Origin of the sequence: Asticcacaulis solisilvae (assembly GCF_052327315.1) — a bacterium.
GTDB lineage: Bacteria > Pseudomonadota > Alphaproteobacteria > Caulobacterales > Caulobacteraceae > Asticcacaulis > Asticcacaulis solisilvae_B.
Window position 1 is genome coordinate 339357 of sequence record NZ_CP166197.1, and the last position, 14072, is coordinate 353428.

Annotated in this window: 7 protein-coding genes; 2 read left to right on the forward strand and 5 right to left on the reverse strand. The window is 65.5% G+C overall.

The genetic code is table 11. From position 1 onward, the window contains the following. Positions 1 to 4: 4 nt before the first annotated feature. From AB8717_RS20595 to AB8717_RS20605, 3 genes are all read right to left on the reverse strand, one after another. The gene (locus tag AB8717_RS20595; protein WP_443751399.1) at positions 5 to 2608 is read right to left on the reverse strand and encodes a glycoside hydrolase family 3 C-terminal domain-containing protein; all 2604 of its coding nucleotides are present in this window, start codon (positions 2606 to 2608) and stop codon (positions 5 to 7) included. A gap of 80 nt (positions 2609 to 2688) precedes the next feature. Continuing rightward, on the reverse strand, positions 2689 to 4254 hold the full coding sequence (locus AB8717_RS20600) for an alpha-N-arabinofuranosidase (RefSeq protein ID WP_443751400.1): 1566 nt from the start codon (positions 4252 to 4254) through the stop codon (positions 2689 to 2691). Positions 4255 to 4307: 53 nt separating this feature from the next. Then, a complete protein-coding gene (locus AB8717_RS20605; RefSeq protein WP_443751401.1) occupies positions 4308 to 4820 on the reverse strand; it encodes a hypothetical protein in 513 nt (170 codons plus the stop codon). A gap of 147 nt (positions 4821 to 4967) precedes the next feature. Here AB8717_RS20605 and AB8717_RS20610 point away from each other — a divergent pair, with 147 nt between their 5' ends. Both AB8717_RS20610 and AB8717_RS20615 read left to right on the forward strand, forming a co-directional pair. Then, on the forward strand, positions 4968 to 6842 hold the full coding sequence (locus tag AB8717_RS20610; protein WP_443751402.1) for a glycoside hydrolase family 97 protein: 1875 nt from the start codon (positions 4968 to 4970) through the stop codon (positions 6840 to 6842). A 182-nt stretch (positions 6843 to 7024) separates the two neighbouring features. After that, positions 7025 to 7915, forward strand: a complete 891-nt coding sequence (locus tag AB8717_RS20615; protein ID WP_443751403.1) for a hypothetical protein — start codon at positions 7025 to 7027, stop codon at positions 7913 to 7915. A gap of 53 nt (positions 7916 to 7968) precedes the next feature. Here AB8717_RS20615 and AB8717_RS20620 read toward each other — a convergent pair whose 3' ends face one another. Further along, a complete protein-coding gene (locus AB8717_RS20620) occupies positions 7969 to 11463 on the reverse strand; it encodes a glycosyl hydrolase 2 galactose-binding domain-containing protein (protein WP_443751404.1) in 3495 nt (1164 codons plus the stop codon). A 141-nt stretch (positions 11464 to 11604) separates the two neighbouring features. Beyond that, the gene (locus AB8717_RS20625; RefSeq protein ID WP_443751405.1) at positions 11605 to 13752 is read right to left on the reverse strand and encodes an outer membrane protein assembly factor BamB family protein; all 2148 of its coding nucleotides are present in this window, start codon (positions 13750 to 13752) and stop codon (positions 11605 to 11607) included. Positions 13753 to 14072 lie beyond the last annotated feature (320 nt).

Below are 14072 nucleotides of genomic sequence, written 5' to 3' on the forward strand. Positions count from 1 at the left end.
AGTCCTATTTCGCCAATTCGACCGCGGTATCTACAGCATAACCGGCCGACTGCGTCACCACGCCCGTATCGGGCTGGCCCGAGCCGACCGAGACTCGATACTGTCCCGGCACCAGCTGGCGCTGCCCGTCCGCCGTCACAAAGCTCAGATCGCGCGGCGACAGGTCAAAAGTGACCGGCTGCGACTGGCCGGGTTTCAACGAAACGCGGGTAAAGCCGCGCAGGGCCAGCTTGGGCGCACCGGCAAAGGCCGGTGGCACGATGTAGAGTTGGGCGACATCACTGCCTTCGCGGCTACCGCTGTTGCGCACAGTCGTGGAGACATGCAAGCCCTTCTCCGGCGTGCCGGTCACGGTGACCGGCCCATATTCGAAGGTCGTGTAGCTGAGGCCATAGCCGAACGGATAGACCGGCGTGCCCGTGAAGTAGCGGTAGGTCCGGCCCTTCATAGCGTAGTCATCGAACGCCGGCAGGTCCGAGATGCTGTGATAAAAGGTCAGCGGCAGGCGGCCGCCGGGATTGGCGCGGCCCGCCAGGACATCGCCGACGGCCTGGCCGCCCGACTGGCCGGGATACCAGGCTTCCAGAATCGCGGAAGCATTTTCCTTTTCCCAGCTGAGATCGACCGGGCTGCCGTTCATCACGACGACGACCAGTGGCTTGCCGAAAGACTTCGCGTTTTCCAGAAGCTTGCGCTGGTCGGCTGGCAGGTCGAGCGACGTCTTGTCGCCGCCCGAGAAGCCTTCGACCTTGACCGGCATTTCCTCGCCTTCGAGGTCCGAGGTCAGGCCGACAGCCGCTACGACAATGTCGGCCTTAGCGATGGCCGCCTTCATATCCGCGTCGAGATCGGTCGACACGCGCTTCCAGAAGACGCCTGGCGTGGCCGAGACGCCGGGCTCGGTCTGAAGCTGAACAGGATAACGCTGGCCCTTCTTCAATACGACATCGACCAGGGTCAGCGGTTGCCCCCAGTGCGAATAGGCCGTCGAGCCGACGCCGTTACCGCCGGTCTTGATGTCGCCCTTTACGCCGGTGACCGCCATACGATAGGTGCCGCTTTCCGGCGCCACCAGGAAGCCGGTCCACACGATCTTATGCTTGTCCGAGACCTTCGGCATCTGGTCGGCCTGCGACACGACGTTGCGCTCGACCTGGGTGACGACGGGCTCGGCATCGTAACCGGACGCCGTCGCATTGTAATATTCGGTCTTCAGGCCCGGCTTGCCGTCAGGCGTGACGAAGGCACTGTCGGGCACCAGATCGCCATCCGTCACCGAAGGCGAGAATGGCACGAGCGTGATCTGCGCCTTGGGCATGGCCTTGCGCAGACCGTCGATGACCGAGACGGGTGGCGCGCTTTGCGACGACGAATAGTTGCCGCGCAGCACACGCGTCGCGTCGCCGAGCGGCCCGATCACCGCGATCCGGATCTCGGGTTTCAACGGCAGCACACCGTCGTTCTTCAGCAGGACCAGGCTTTCGACGGCGGTCTTCAGCGCGAGGGCCTGGTGCTCGGGCGTGCCGATCGCCGTCACGGGAACCGGCGTCTTGCCGGAAATGCCGGCCAGGTCGCCGTTGCGATAACGTGCCGAGAACAGGCGAACCAGCGCCCGGTCGAGATCGCCTTCACTGATCAGACCGCGCGCCAGGGCTTCCTTATAGCGGTCGCCGAGATTGGTCGCGTCGCCCAGCGTCGCACCGTTGCATTCATTGTCGACCCCGGCCTTCAACGCCGCCGCCACACCGGCGGCGGGATCGGGTGCATATTTGTGATGCGCGTCGATATCGACGACGGCGTCGCAATCCGAGACGACATAGCCCTGAAAGTTCCAGGCGCCGCGCAGGTGGTCCTTCAGCAGCAGGTCGCTGGCGCAGGCGGGCTGGCCGTCGATGCGGTTATAGGCGCACATGACCGAACCTGCCTTGCCCTCGACGATGGCGGCGCGGAAGGCCGGCAGATAGGTGTCTTCCAGGTCGTGCGGCGAGACATAGACGTTGGCGACGTGCCGCGTCGGCTCAGGTCCTGAATGGACGGCGAAGTGCTTGGGCGTCGAGATGACGTCGGGCTGGTCGGGGTCCGGTCCCTGCATGCCGGTGACGAAGGCGACACCCATGCGCGCCGTCAGGTACGGGTCTTCGCCGTAGGTCTCCTGCCCGCGTCCCCAGCGCGGATCGCGGAAGATGTTGATATTGGGCGACCAGGTGTCGAGACCGGTGCCGATATGGCCGAGATGCCCGGTCTGCCGCCCCAGCGTATGCAGGGCGCGGACCTCGACGCTGACGGTCGAGGCGACGTCGTGCACCAGCGGCGCATCGAAGGTGGCGGCCAGGCCGACGGGTTCCGGAAAGTTGGTCGTGGGCACCGCGCCGATAGCGCCGTGCAACGATTCTGTCCACCAGTTGTAGGCCGGGATATCGAGGCGCGGGATGGCCGGGGCGACATTGACCAGTTGCCCGACTTTTTCATCGATCGTCATCTGCTTGACCAGGGCTGCAGCCTTGGTGTCGGCGGCGTCGCGCACAGTCTCGGCGGACGCGACAGCGGCGAATGCGCCCAGGATAAGGTGGCTGGCGACGGCCAACCAGGCGGCTTTTTTGCGCAACATGATATCTCCCTTTTTATGGTTGCCTTGGCGGCGATCTCATTAATCGGGGGCAAGCATACGCTCGCCCCCGCCGTTTTCAATCAGGGCTCCAGGCCCACGACCGTAACCGAAGCCGGCGCGACGGTCAGGCTCAGCTTTCCGCCCTCGATCTTTGCCGAGACGGCCTTAGGTGTCACCGTATTCGGGGCGTCGAAGGTGTTGATGCTGTCGAGCTTTGGCGCCGACAGCGTCTGGCCGGCGGCTTTCGATACCTTCAGCCCGGCAACGGAGACGCTGAAGGTGACAGGCTTGTTGGCGTCGAGATTGGTGATGGCGATCCAGACCTTGCCGGCCTTGTCACGCGCCGCGATGGCATCGACGCGCGGCAGCGTGACCTTGCCCGACGTGTAGGTGCCGGCGTCGTAGCTGACGGGCACGAAGGTCGCGTCCTGGAACGGTACGTACATGTGGAAGACGTGATAGGTCGGCGTCAGGACCATCTTCGGCCCATCCGTCAGGATCATCGCCTGCAGGACGTTGACCATCTGGGCGATATTGGCCATCCGGACGCGGTCGGCATGACGCGCGAAGATGTTGATATTCAGGGCCGCCAGTACCGCGTCGCGCTGGCTGTTCTGCTGCTGCAGGAAGCCATCATGCGTACCGGGCGTCGGCGCCAGCCACGCGCCCCATTCATCGACCACCAGGGCGACCTTCTTTTCGGGGTCATACTGGTCCATGACCGCGGTCTGCTTGCGGATCAGCGGCTCCATCTTGAGCGTTTCCGAGAGCACGTTGGCGTAGGCCTGCTCGTCGAAGCCGGTGGCCGGCATGTGCGGCGGCCAGCCGTCATAGACCGTGTAGGAATGCAGCGACATGCCCTGGAAGTCGAACGACCAGCCCCTGCGCTCCTTCCACGTCTTCATGACGGCTTCGGTCCACACCGTGTCGTCGGTGCCGGGCCCGACGGCGATTTTCAGCGTCGGCGCCGACGCGTTGTAATTGCTGACGAAGCGGCCGAAGCGCTTCAGTTCACCGGTATATTCCGCCGGTGTCATCAGCCCGCCGCAGTCCCAGCTTTCGTTGCCGATACCCATGATGGCGACCTTGTACGGCGCCGGATGGCCGTTGGCCGCGCGCTCCTTTTGCAGCGCCGTCGGCTGGTCGGCCGTCATGTACTCCATCCAGTCGGCGGCTTCCTGCACGGTGCCCGAGCCGACATTGAGCGAGATATAGGCTTCGGTTCCCACCTGGTCGGCGAAATCCATGAACTCGTCGGTGCCGAATGCGTTGCTGTCGATGACGCCGCCCCAGCTTGTATTGACGCGGGCGTTGCGCTTGGGCCCGACGCCGTCGCGCCAGTGGTACTGGTCGGCGTAGCAGCCGCCGGGCCAGCGCACGTCGGGCACCTTGATCGCCTTCAGCGCCGCGACGACGTCATTGCGGATACCCCGCGTGTTCGGGATGGGCGAGTCCTTGCCGACCCAGATGCCGCCGTACACCCCAGTCCCCAGGTGCTCGGCGAACTGCCCGAAGATGTGGCGGTCGATAACCGCGCCCGTCTTGGCCGTGTCCAGTGTCAGTTGCACCGATGCGTCCGCGGCGGACGCTGTCACGGGCACAAGGACAGCTGCGGCCAGGGCAATGGCCGAAACGAAATACCGCATGAAAGTCTCCCTTTTTATCCTGATGGCGCTGCCTTTTTGGCGGCGCAGGTATTTTATTGTCTGGGACGGACGCGCTCCCACCTCATGGGGCGCGACAGGGGTTCGGCCTTCCTGAAATGGCCTTTCTGGACCTGCTCCCATAGACAGATGCAGACCCGGCGCACGACATACCTGGTGACCGCCTTGTTCTTCGCGTCAAGACCGAGTTCGCCCATGACCCGTCGTGCGAGCGCTTCGGACGTCATCGGGGTTTCGGCCGCAGTGAGGGCCTCGAACAGGATGCGCGTCACGTTGCTGGTGCCGCCGGGCGCCGAAGCTGGCCCGCGCACAGCGGGTCCGGCCTCCTTCATAGTGCGGATGGCGGCGTCGACGTCCTGAAATTCGGTCGCCAGCCTCCGCAGGGCCTTGCGGCTTCGGCTGATTTCGTCGCGAATCTCGGCGCGACGGCGGATCAGGACCGAGATGTCGTCCGGCCTGGAGTCGGACCTGGCAGCGGCATTTTCAAGCATGGTCAGGTGCGTCACATCCTCTGGCCGCTCATCCGGAACTTCAAGCATAAAACGCATGATCGGCCATATCCCTCATGGGTTTGACGAAATATCTGCCACCAGGCACAAAAAGGAACTATCGCTATTGGCAGTTAGTTTTACCTGTGACATTTATCGGCAAAACAAGGGCGGGGTCTGGCCGCCGGCTTCACAGGGATATCGAAAATGCTCCTTTTCGCGGCTGCCTTCGCGGCGACGACAATCGTCAGCTCCCCCGACAAGAGTATCGCATTCAAGCTTTCGCGGGATGGTACGCAATATTCCGTCACCCGAAAGGGCGAGCCGGTCATCGCGCCCTCGCCGCTCGGTCTCGTCCTGGCCGATGCCGAACCTTACGGGCCGCTGTCGGTCGTCGAAGTCAAAAAAGCGGTGCACAAACAGATCCTGCCGCTGATCGCCACCAAGGCCAAAACCACGGTTGACGCCTATAACGCCATCGTCGTCACCTATCGCGAAACCGGCGGCGCGCATCGCCGCGTCACCCTGGAAGCCCGCGCTTATGACGACGGGATCGCCTTCCGCTACCGCCTGCCGAACGGCGCCCCCTATGCAATCAAGGGCGAAGCGACCAGCTTCCTGTTCCCGAACGATGCAACGTGCGAAGTCAGCGAATACGCCGGCTCGCACGAGAACCCCTCCAGTCCGTTGAAGGTGTCCGAGCTCAAGACGGACACGCTCTACGACGTCCCGGCGGTGTGCGCCTCGGCCAGCGGCAAGACGCACTTCGCCATCGCCCAATCGGACCTTGTCGGCTATGCCGGTAGCAGTCTGGCCGCCGCGCCGCACGGCTTGCACGTTCACCTGACGCCACCGCCGGGCAATCCGGACGTGGCCGTCCGCTCGGCCGACGGCCTTTCGACGTCGTGGCGCGTCGTCATGATGGGCGATCGCGCCGGCGACATGATCCCGTCAGGGCTTATCGGCAATCTCGCGCCACCGCCGTCGGGAGATTTTTCCTGGGTCAAGCCGGGCAAGGCCGCGTGGGACTGGTGGTCGGGGCCGACTGCCGGCGTCAAGCCCAACATGGATTTCTATAAGCGTTTCATCGACTTCGCCGCTGCGTCCGGCTTTTCCTATTTCCTGATGGATGCCGGCTGGGCCTATGGCTCGACGCCGTGCTGCAATCCCGATCCCGGCACCGACATCACGCGGGCCGACCCGGCGATCGACATGCCGGCCCTGGTGAAATACGCCGCCGACCGTCACGTCGGCCTGATCCTGTGGGCGCACTGGCGCCACGTCCAGCCGCGCATGGACGAGGTCCTGGATACCTATCAGAAGTGGGGCATCAAGGGCATCAAGGTCGACTTCATGGAGCGCGACGACCAGGAGATGGTGAATTTTTACCGTGACCTGGCGGCGGGCACGGCGAAGCGGCACATGCTGCTCGACATGCACGGCGCCTATCCGCCGGCGGGCCTGCAGCACACCTATCCCAACTTCATAACCCAGGAAGGTGTCATGGGGGCCGAGTGGAACAAGTTCAGCAAACGCATCACGCCTGACCACAATGTCCGGCTGGCCTATACGCGCATGCTGCTCGGCCCCATGGACTATACGCCGGGCGGTTTCCACAACGCCACGCCGGACACCTTCCAGGTTCGCGACATCATGCCGATGACGCAGACGACTCGCGGCCAGGCCTTGGCCATGTACGTCGTCTATGAAAGCCCGCTGCAGATGGTGTCCGATGATCCCGAGGTTTACAAAGACGCCCAGGGCTTCGACTTCGTCAAAAGCGTGCCGACAGCGTGGGACGAAACGCGCTTCATCGGCGGGACGCCCGAAACCTATGTCGCCCTCGCACGGCGCAAGGGTGACACGTGGTATGTCGGCGCCATGACCAACCAGGAGGGCCGGACGATCGACATCCCCTTCTCCTTTCTGGGCAAGGGCGCCTATTCCGCCCGGCAATGGGCCGACGGCGCCGACGCCAACAGCCTGACGGAAGGCACGACGACTGTCACCGCGGAAAGCCATGTTTCGCTCGCCGTGAAGGGTTCGGGCGGTGGGGTGATCGTCCTCACGCCGAGGCGATAGCCGCCATGGCCTCGAAGGGTCTTCGTCTGCTGGCGGTCGCGGCGTTCCTTGCCCTGGCTGCACCTTGCGCCGCTTCGGCATTCTACCGCCAGGGCACGCTTTGACGATGATGCGGAACATCGCGGCCCGAGCGTTTTAAGAATGCCGACGACCAAGCGGCGCAGGAACTGAGAGGACCTTCCGTGAAGATTTCATCGACCATAGCGGCCGCGGTGGCAGCCGCGATCATCGCCGGAACGTGCCAGGCGGCCGAAACGGAAACCGGCAGCGGCCCCTTCTCCGCCGTCTACGAAGAGGACCCGACCCTTCCCGCCCACGTCATCTATCACCCGCAGGCCATGGGACAGGCAAAACTTCCCGTCTACGTCTTCGGCAACGGCGGCTGCAGCGCTGACGGGACCAGTTCGCGCAACCATCTGCTGGACATCGCCTCGCACGGCTATCTGATCGTGGCGCCCGGTGTGATCGCCGCGCTCCATCCCGAGGCGGCAAAGCCGACGGAGGGCCCCGGCCTTGGCATGGCGACCCGGGCTTCGGCGCTGACCGAAGCGATCGACTGGGCGGTCCGCGAAAACGACCGCCCGCAAAGCCCCTACTTCCACAAGATAGATACGCACGCCATCGCCGTGTCGGGCTGGAGCTGCGGCGGGCTACAGGCCATCATCGTCGCGCCCGACCCGCGCGTGAAGACCCTGGTCGTCATGAACAGCGGCGTCTTCAACGGCGACAAAAACCTGATCCCGGGCATGGAGGTCCACAAGGCGATGCTGGCCGACATCCATGTGCCGACCCTCTATATCCTTGGCGGCCCTAGCGACATCGCGTACGCCAACGGCATGGACGACTATGCGCGCCTGACCACGGTCCCCGCGGCGCTCGTGAACATCCCGGTCGGCCACGGCGGCACCTATATGCAGCCGCACGGCGGCATCGCGGCCGAGGTGGTCGTCGACTGGCTCGACTGGCAGCTCAAGGGCGATCGCGAGAAGGGCAAGATGTTCTTTGGCACCGCCTGCGGCTTCTGCGGCGACAGCCGCCTGACGCTGGAAAGCAAAAATATGCCATCCCACTGAATCTACGGGGGCCGCATAGCCCTTCGGTGCGCCCGGGATCTCCCGGAGTCGTTTCAGTTCAAGTCCCGGAGCTGTTGCAGGGATGGAAGGACATTCCATCCGCGGACCCTGATTTCCGAAGCCTTCCTTACGGTCGGATAGCGTATCTCGACGGTGCGGACCTCACCCTGCATCAGGGAAATATAATTGTCGCTGAAATAGGCCGGCAAGACCTGCTCGCCGTCCGGCGCGAACACGCCGAGCTTGACGGCAAGCGCCGGCGTCTTCCCGGGGTTGCGAAGCGTCAGCGCGACAACGCGATCCTGGCCATCGGTACGCACACGTGCCTGCGTCGTAATCGTCGCCTTCGGCAGGTCGTCGAGCGCCTTCAGGTCTGCCGGTGTCCGGGCCTGCCAATAGGTGTTGGTCGACAACATCTTGCCGGCGGCATCGCGGGCCTCGAGCTGCACCAGGACCGGTCCCGATTGCATGTCGGCGTCGAGGGCGAGCGTGTAGGCAGCCGCCTGACCGCCACCGGCGACCGCGAGCCGGGCCGTGCGCGTCTCGATCACCCTCCCCTTCAGGGTCATGACCCGCGCGGTAACATTTGCCTGAATGGCCGGCAACCCGTTATTCACCGCGATGACCTTGTAATCCGGCAGGTTCATCTGGACGTGCACGGGTTCCGACGCCTTCTGGACGCCGTAATAGGCGCCGTGCGTGTCGTAGTCGGACGAGAACATCTGCCAGTGCGACGACGGCCAGGCCGGCGCCGTCATCCACAGCATGCGCGCGGTGTTTGTCGTCCACAACCCGGCATTGAAGCCTTCGAATATGGCGCGGTAGGATTCGTATTCCAGCATCTGCGCCTTGCGCTCGAAGTCCTCCAGGCCTGTCGGCGGCCCGAAGCGCGTCTCCATGGCCTCCATGAAGGTCCTGACCGAGCCGTTCCGGTCCTGGTGCCAGTCGTGGTACGCCCAGGTATCGTTGATGGGCCACAGGTCCTCAGCCGGCACGGCGCGCTTCCACGCCTCGAGCGTCGGGAAGGACGGCGTGCCGATCTCGACGGCGAAGCCCCTGGCGAAATCGGTGAAATAGGTCGCGGGTTCGCGCCAGTTATAGGGGCCGCTGGGCGCGAGGTTGACCTCGTTGGACGAGCCCATATAGAGGCGCGTGCCGTCCTCGCGCTCGATCATGTCCTGCAGGGCGGTGTTGAGCACCGGCTGCGGCACGCCTTCGTTGCGGCCGAACCACACGACGACCGACGGGTGGTTGCGGAAGCGCCGCACCGTGTCGGTGGCGTTCGCCAGGAACAGCGGGACGTCCTCGGCCTCGATATTGGAATTGGTCGTCGATTCCCAGAAATCGTTCAGCACCATCAGGCCGTATTCGTCGGCCAGGTCATAGAAGGTGTCCTCGGTGCTTTGGCCCACCCAGTTGCGGACGATGTTGAGGTGGGCGTCGCGGTGCAGTCGGAAGACCGGTTCCAGCCGGGCGCGGTCGACGCGCTTCATCATGTCGTCCATGCCAATATTGCCGCCGCGCACGGCGATGCGCACGCCGTTGACCTTGATCAGCAGGTGCGGCGCCAGGCCCTGGTCGCCGGCAACCCGGGTCACCGCGGCGGAGGTTTCGGCGCCCGGCTTGAACGACGCGGCCCAGCCGCCCGGCACCTTGCGGATATGTTCGTGCGACTCGTCGACGATCGACTGACCCAGCGCGTAAGCGCGCGTCGGATCGACCTCGACGCGTTCGAGCTCGCCGGCCTTGTCGAGTAGCGATATCTGATAGGTGACCTGGCGCATGCCGAAGCGCACGGCCTTGCGGTCGGAGACCTGACCGCCCTCCCCGGCCGTTATGATCGCCGTGTGGAGATTGGGCGCGCCGTAGCCGTTCGGCCACCACAGCCTGGGATTCCTGATCGCCAGTTGCGGAAAGGCCGATGGATCGAAATGGACGACCCCCTCGGCGCCGGGCGCCAGCTCGACCGGCTTCGTCACCGCGACGTCGTCGAAGGCGACGGTGACGCTTGTGGTCAGCGCCTTGCCCGACAGGTTCTTTAGAGGCACGTCGATCGCCACATCGGCCAGGCGCGTGTCCGCCCCGGGCAGTGTCGTGCTGAACCGGCTGTCGCCGATGCGGACGTCGCCCGTCGTTTCCAGCGCGACCGGTCGCCACAGGCCGGTATTACGGTCGCGGATACCCGGGATCCAGTCCCAGCCCTCGGTCGCCACGAAGGTCGGGCCGTCGAGCGTCTGGATCCCGCCGTTCGGCCCGCGCCCTGAGGTCAGCGACTGCTCATCGGGAATGCCCGGATGCGGCGGTGGCGAAACCCTGACCGCGACGACATTGATCTGACCGGGCAGAAGCGCATCGGTGACATCGAACTGCCCGCGCACGAAAGCGCCCTTCATCGCACCCAGACGCTTTCCGTTCAGCCAGATTTCGGCGGTGTAGTTGACGCCGTCGAAGCGAAGCGCACTGTGCCGCCCCGTCACCGACACCGGCGCGATGAATTCCGCGCGATACCAGTAGTCCTGGCGGGCCAGCTTTTCGGGAATGGCCATGTTGTTGAGGCCGATCGCCGGATCGGGATAGACGCCGCGATCGACCAGGGTCGTCAGCACCGTGCCGGGGACCGTCGCGACGTACCATTTCGAGTCATCGGCTCCGGGCATGGACAAGGCAGCGCCGTCCTGCGCTACGTCCGGGGCCGGCATCAGGCGCCAGCCGTTGATCCGAAACTGCCCGTCGGCCCCGGCTACCAGGGCTGGCACCGTATCGGCCGGCTTCGCGACCGGTTTCGAAAACGGAGCCTTTCCCTTGGGCAGGGTCCAGGCCGGCTGCGGTTGATAGAGCCCGCCTTGCGTGCGGATCGAAACCGGCCAGGGCGGGCTGCCGCTGTCGAACCGCGTCAGTTCGTCATCGGGCGCATGGGCGGCAAGATCGCCGATGTCGTCCGGGTTCACGGCGTGCGCCAGCAGGCGGACATCGGCCAGTTTTCCGGCAAAGACGGCATGGCCTGCCTCACGCGGCGCCAGGCTCACCGTCGCGTCGGCCGTCCCGGCGTCGGCGGGCGGACGCCTTGCGGCTTCCTGGCCGTTGACGAAAAGGCGCAGGCCCGTTCTGTCATTGGTCGCGGCGATCAAGGTCCACCGGTTAAGCGGAATGGACGCGCCGTCGGCCATCAGGGTTTGGTCGCCGACCCTGACTCCTGCCCTTTGCCCGTCGAGCACCAGGGCCCGCCTCTCGGGCGTGTCGAGACGGCCGATCGCCGCGACCACGGCGGCGCCGGATGGAAGGCGAACCGGCTTGATCCACGCCTGCAGCGTCCAGGTCTGGCCGATCGTGACCGTGTCGGTCGCGCCGTAGCCCGGCACCCGGTAGGCCAGGCCGTCGCCGCCCGGCAGGAACTCGGCATTGTACGGGCCGATGTCGACCGGCCGCGCCATCGGCGGGAAGAGCGGCGACATGGGCGTCAGGTCGTTGGGCGACTGAGCCCGCGCGCCGCCCGCCAGCAAAACCCCGGTTATCGCAAAGGCGGCCGCCAGTAACCAATGTTTGTCCATGCGTCGTTTCCCGGGTTCGTTCCTGTGGCCGGCTGCGGCTCTTCGATCGCCTTTTCTTTCCGGTTGCGGGCTTGCGGTCAAGGGTCGGCGGCCCCCCGGAACGACCTGAGCCCGGCAGCCGGCGAAGACGGTCCTCGGGGGTCAGTTTCCGAGGCTGTAGGCGATAATCGATCCGCCGGGCTTGCCCTTGGCGTTCTTGCCGCCGCCGGCGCCGATGACGACGTACTGCTTGCCGTGGACCGCATAGGTCGCGGGCGTGGCGATCCCGGCCGCCGGCAGGGTCGTCTGCCACAGCAGCTTGCCGGTTGTCTTGTCGAAGGCGCGGAACTGGTTGTCGTAGACGGTGGCGGCGATGAACAGGACCCCGCCCCGGGTCACGACCGCCCCGCCATAGTTTTCGCTGCCCGTCGCATGGTCCTTGAGCTCGGGATAGTAGCCCAGCGGCTGCTTCCACACATAGCGGCCGGTATTGACGTCAAGCGCGCTCAGCGTGCCCCACGGCGGCGCGATGGCCGGGTAGCCGTCGGGATCGAGGAAACGGTTATAGCCGCCGAAGACGTAGGGGTCATTGTCCGTGGACGGAGATTCCCCTGCCGTCTTCTGCACCTTTTGCGCCGGATCGTTGCCGAGATAGCCGATGATCGCCGCCTTGTCGGCCGCCGGCATCTGGCCGAAGCCCGGCATGCGGCCGCCGCCGCGCGTGATCTGAGTATCGATCTGTGCGGCCGTCAGCCGCCTGGTGACGTCGATCAGTGACGGGAATTCCGGCGGACTGCCCTTGCGGTCGGGACCGTGGCACGAGGCGCAGGTGTTTTGATAGAGGGCCTCGCCGCTGGCGCCGGCCATCTTCGGCGGCTGCTTCCTGACCTTCAGGACCCATGCCATCTCGTTGGCATTGATATAAAGCACGCCGGTATCGGGGTCGTAGGCCGCCCCGCCCCACTCGGCGCCTCCATCCATGCCGGGCAGCAATATCGTACCTTCGACCGAAGGCGGATCGAACGGCCCGCGCGAGCGCAGGGAGGCGAAGGTCCGGGCGACGGCGGCGTGGGCCTCGGGCGTGCGGTTGGTCAGGAGGCCGGCCGTCAGCTGCTGGCGGGCAAAGGGGTCGGGCGACGCCGGCAGGACCTGGGTTGCAGATGTCACCTCGCCCGGCACGTCGCTCATCGGCGGGTGCAGCGTCTTGAGCGGGTAGAGCGGCTGGCCCGTCAGCCGGTCAAGGATGAAGACGACGCCGGCCTTGGTCGTCTGCGCCACGGCCGGGATCGCCTTGCCGCCGCGTTTGACGGTAATCAGGGTCGGCGGGGTCGGCGGATCACGGTCCCAGACGTCGTGCCTGACCAGCTGGAAGTGCCAGACCCGCTTGCCGGTATTGGCGTCGAGCGCGACCAGCGAGGTGCCGAACAGGTTGTCGCCCGTGCGGTCGCCGCCGTAAAAGTCCTTGGCGCCCATGCCGGCCGAGGCCAGCGGCGCGAAGACGAGCCCGTGTTCGGGATCGAGTGTCAGGCCCGACCACGCATTGGCGCCCATGGCGGTCTTCCACGCGTCCTTCGGCCAGGTGCCGTAGCCGGATTCGCCGGGCTGCGGGATGGTGTGGAAGGTCCATTTCAAGGCGCCGGTGCGCACGTCATAGGCGCGGATATGGCCCGGCGTATTGCCGGTCGATCCCATGATGATCAGGTCCTTGTAAACCACGCCGGGTGAGACATTGCCCACCGACACGCTTTGCGGGTCGCGCCCCAGCCCCTCGGCGAGGTCGACAGCGCCGTCGTGGCCGAAGCCGGCGGCCAGCCGGCCGGTGACGGCGTCCACCGCCATCAGCTTGCCCTTGAAGGTGAAGAGGATGCGTTCATCGGCGCCGCCGCTCCAGTAGCTGACGCCGCGCAGGCGCTGCTTGGTGGCGATGACGTCGCCGAACGACGGATCGAACAGCCAGATCCGTTTGCCGGTGGCGGCGTCGAGGCAGAACAGCCGGCCCTTCGGCGACACGAAATAGAGCCGCTCGCGCACGATCATGGGGTTGCCCTCCATGTCGGACTGATTGCCGCCCTCGCCGACGGCGTCGCCGGAGTCGAAGGTCCAGGCGACCTTCAGCCCCTTGACGTTCGCCGTGGTGATCTGGTCGAGCGTCGAATAGTGCGTGCCGTGAGGATTGCCGTGGTACCAGGGCCAGTCGGCGCCCGAAGCGTCAGACGTCGCGTCGATCGGCCTGCGCTGCGAACAGCCCGCCAGCAGCAGGGCGGCGATTGCCACAGCGCCAATCAGCCTCAATCCGCCTTGCCTGGTCATCGCCGTTCTTCCTTTTAAGCCGGCATCAGCTTGGCAGACGCTGACGTGCAGGACTTGCCTCGTGACGTAGCGGGCCTGCCGATGCCGGAAAAACGACCGCGTCGGCACGGTCCTCAGGCACGCCGATGCGGCCGACAGGGTCATTGACGAGCCCGAGCTTACGGCGAGTCGTGGTGGAGTGTCTGGAAATCCGAAGCCGGCCCTCCCCGAGGGCGAACTGCCGGGTGCATAGTTCACGCCGCTGGGCAGGTCGGCGGCGACGCGCCCGGCGCCTCGGTTATGCTTTTCTGGTCCGCCGTTTCGACATTGTAGACGAAGGC

Coding starts and splice junctions, on each gene's coding strand:
- AB8717_RS20595 (WP_443751399.1), bottom strand. CDS start 2,608: ATGTTGCGCAAAAAAGCCGCCTGGTTGGCCGTCGCCAGCCACCTTATC.
- AB8717_RS20600 (WP_443751400.1), bottom strand. CDS start 4,254: ATGCGGTATTTCGTTTCGGCCATTGCCCTGGCCGCAGCTGTCCTTGTG.
- AB8717_RS20605 (WP_443751401.1), bottom strand. CDS start 4,820: ATGCGTTTTATGCTTGAAGTTCCGGATGAGCGGCCAGAGGATGTGACG.
- AB8717_RS20610 (WP_443751402.1), top strand. CDS start 4,968: ATGCTCCTTTTCGCGGCTGCCTTCGCGGCGACGACAATCGTCAGCTCC.
- AB8717_RS20620 (WP_443751404.1), bottom strand. CDS start 11,463: ATGGACAAACATTGGTTACTGGCGGCCGCCTTTGCGATAACCGGGGTT.
- AB8717_RS20625 (WP_443751405.1), bottom strand. CDS start 13,752: ATGACCAGGCAAGGCGGATTGAGGCTGATTGGCGCTGTGGCAATCGCC.